At 62.2% G+C, this 3335-nt stretch carries 3 protein-coding genes; 2 read left to right on the forward strand and 1 reads right to left on the reverse strand.

The window, feature by feature from the left end; all coding sequences use genetic code 11:
- Positions 1-1495 (reverse strand): acetyl/propionyl/methylcrotonyl-CoA carboxylase subunit alpha (locus tag EN893_RS25135; protein ID WP_164901087.1); only part of this gene is annotated, 1495 nt, incomplete at its 3' end.
- Positions 1496-1692: 197 nt separating this feature from the next.
- Between EN893_RS25135 and EN893_RS25140 the strand changes: the two genes are divergently transcribed.
- Both EN893_RS25140 and EN893_RS25145 read left to right on the forward strand, forming a co-directional pair.
- Positions 1693-2820: an S-(hydroxymethyl)glutathione dehydrogenase/class III alcohol dehydrogenase gene (locus tag EN893_RS25140; protein WP_127270241.1), complete on the forward strand. Its 1128-nt coding sequence runs from the start codon at positions 1693-1695 to the stop codon at positions 2818-2820.
- A 70-nt stretch (positions 2821-2890) separates the two neighbouring features.
- Positions 2891-3335 (forward strand): YaiI/YqxD family protein (locus EN893_RS25145; protein WP_128361851.1); only part of this gene is annotated, 445 nt, incomplete at its 3' end.

A 3335-nucleotide genomic window follows, 5' to 3' on the forward strand; every position in this document is an offset into this window, starting at 1 on the left:
CGCGCTTCAGAGCTCCCGAATGCGGCGCCAGCCGCCCGCCCAGCCGGTCGAGCCGGTCACGGCGCAGCAGTTCCACCGCCGTCGCAATCGACGCCAGCACGGCCTTCTCATCGTCGTTCGGTACGACCGGCGCGAAGCCGTCGGGATATTCCTCCGATATGAAAGCGGTCGATATCCGCCCTTCCCGCCAACGCGGATGCTGCATCAAGGCAGCCAGGAACGGAATGTTGTGCTCGATACCGTCGACGACGAAGCTGTCGAGCGCTTCCGACATGGCATCGATGGCCTCCAGACGCGTCGGCGCCCAGGTGCACAGCTTGGCGAGCATCGGATCGTAGAACATCGAGATTTCGGAGCCTTCGGTGACGCCGGTGTCGTTGCGGATGATGACATCGCCGAATTGTCCTTCCTCAGGCGGCCGGTAGCGTGTCAGCCGGCCGATCGACGGCAAGAAGTTGCGGTAGGGATCTTCGGCATAGAGCCGGCTTTCCACTGCCCAGCCGTTCAGTTTGACATCGCTTTGTTTGATGGCAAGCTTTTCGCCGGCGGCGACGCGAATCATCTGCTCGACCAGATCAATGCCTGTGACGAGCTCCGTCACCGGATGCTCGACCTGCAATCGTGTATTCATTTCAAGGAAATAGAAGTTCTTGTCCTTGTCGACGATGAATTCGACCGTGCCGGCGCTCTGGTAGTCGACGGCCTTGGCCAGCGCCACCGACTGCTCACCCATAGCCTTGCGCGTCTCGGCATCCAGGAACGGCGACGGCGCCTCTTCGGCGACCTTCTGGTTGCGTCGCTGGATCGAGCATTCGCGCTCGCCGAGATAGAGCGCATTGCCATGCGCGTCGGCCAGCACCTGAATTTCGATATGGCGCGGATCGACGACGAATTTCTCGATGAAGACACGATCGTCGCCGAACGAACTCTTGGCTTCCGAGCGCGCGCGGTCGAAGCCGTCGCGCACTTCGGCCTCGCTCCAGGCGATGCGCATGCCCTTGCCGCCGCCGCCGGCCGAAGCCTTGATCATCACGGGGTAGCCGATTTCGCCGGCAATCTTTTCGGCATGGTCGGCATTCTCGATGACGCCGAGCCAGCCGGGCACGGTGGAAACCTTGGCGGCGTTGGCGAACTTCTTCGATTCGATCTTGTCGCCCATCGCCTTTATGGCCTTGGGCTTCGGGCCGATGAAAATGATGCCTTCCGCTTCCAGCGCTTCGCAGAAGGCCGCCCGCTCGGACAGGAATCCGTAGCCGGGATGCACGGCCTGGGCCCCCGTTTCCTTGCAGGCGGCGATGATCTTTTCCGGGACGAGATAGCTCAGCGCGGCTGGTGAAGGCCCGATATGCACCGCCTCGTCGGCCATCTCGACATGCACGGCATCGCGATCGGCATCGGAATAGACGGCAACCGTGGCGATGCCCATCTTGCGCGCCGTCTTGATGACGCGGCAGGCAATTTCGCCGCGATTGGCGATCAGGATCTTGGTGAACATGCGAAATGTCATCCCTCGGGTCGGCCGTTCCTTTTATGGCCTGTGCTTGCAGGGTCAAGCCGACCATGCAATTCACTGCCTTTCAATCGACTTGCGATTCCAATTCATCGCTGTGGCCCAGTCAGGGAGCCAGCCGCCAGTTGATCGTGTCGGCAAAACCTGAAACCTTGGAAAAAACTCGCATTGGAGGACGTCTGATGAAAACCCGCGCCGCTGTCGCTGTCGCCGCCGGAAAGCCGCTGGAGATCATGGAGGTCGATCTCGACGGCCCACGTGAGGGCGAGGTGCTGGTCGAGATCAAGGCGACCGGCATCTGCCACACCGACGAATTCACGCTGTCGGGTGCTGATCCTGAAGGTCTGTTTCCGGCCATCCTCGGCCATGAGGGCGCTGGCGTCGTCGTCGATATCGGCAAGGGCGTCACCTCGCTCAAGAAGGGCGACCACGTCATCCCGCTCTACACGCCCGAATGCCGCCAGTGCCATTCCTGCCTGTCGCGAAAAACCAATCTGTGCACGGCCATCCGCGCCACCCAGGGCCAGGGCCTGATGCCCGATGGTTCATCGCGCTTCTCGATCGGCAAGGACAAGATCTTTCACTATATGGGCTGCTCGACTTTCTCCAACTTCACCGTGCTGCCCGAGATCGCGCTAGCCAAGGTCAACCCCGACGCGCCCTTCGACAAGATCTGCTACATCGGCTGCGGCGTCACCACCGGCATCGGTGCTGTGATCAACACCGCCAAGGTCGAGATCGGCGCCACCGCCGTCGTCTTCGGCCTCGGCGGAATCGGCCTCAACGTGATCCAAGGCCTGAAACTTGCCGGCGCCGACATGATCATCGGCGTCGATTTGAACAACGACAAGAAGGAGTGGGGCGAGCGCTTCGGCATGACGCATTTCGTCAATCCGAAGGAGATCGACGGCGATGTCGTGCCCCACCTCGTCAACATGACCAAGCGTGGCGCCGACCAGATCGGCGGCGCCGACTACACATTCGACTGCACCGGCAGCACCAAGGTGATGCGCCAGGCGCTGGAAGCCTCGCATCGCGGCTGGGGCAAGTCGGTCGTCATCGGCGTCGCCGGTGCCGGCCAGGAGATCTCGACGCGGCCGTTCCAGCTGGTCACCGGCCGCACCTGGATGGGAACCGCCTTCGGTGGCGCGCGCGGCCGCACCGACGTGCCCAAGATCGTCGACTGGTACATGGACGGCAAGATCCAGATCGACCCGATGATCACTCACACGCTGAAGCTCGAGGACATCAACAAGGGTTTCGATCTCATGCATGAGGGCAAATCGATCAGAAGCGTCGTGGTTTACTGAGGAAGATACCAGGCCGCCGCCCAATCGGCCCGCGACCTCTGTGGTTCACAAGTGGGAGGAGAAAAGAAACATGAGCGAACTCCCCGCTATTCTCGTCGATGCAGACGCCTGCCCGGTCAAGGCCGAGGTCGAAAAAGTGGCCGACCGGCATGGCGTCGTTGTCACCTACGTCTCCAATGGCGGCCTGCGGCCATCGCGCGATCCGATGATCCGCAATGTGGTGGTCTCCAAGGGCGCTGATGCCGCCGACGACTGGATCGTGGACAATGCACGCACCAACGACATTGTGATCACCGCCGACATTCCGCTGGCCGCCCGCGCGGTGGCACTCGGCGCCCATGTGCTTGGGCCAACGGGACGCCCCTTCACGCCGGAAACGATCGGCATGGCGGTAGCCATGCGTGACCTGAAGCAGCATCTGCGCGAGACCGGCGAAAGCAAGGGCTACAATGCCAGCTTCGCGCCGCAAGACCGGTCGCGGTTTCTCGGCGAACTCGACCGCATCTTGCGGCGGG

The sequence above is a fragment of the Mesorhizobium sp. M7A.F.Ca.CA.004.04.2.1 genome, assembly GCF_004022825.1.
In the GTDB taxonomy this organism is placed as follows: Bacteria; Pseudomonadota; Alphaproteobacteria; order Rhizobiales; family Rhizobiaceae; genus Mesorhizobium.

Coding starts and splice junctions, on each gene's coding strand:
- EN893_RS25140 (WP_127270241.1), top strand. CDS start 1,693: ATGAAAACCCGCGCCGCTGTCGCTGTCGCCGCCGGAAAGCCGCTGGAG.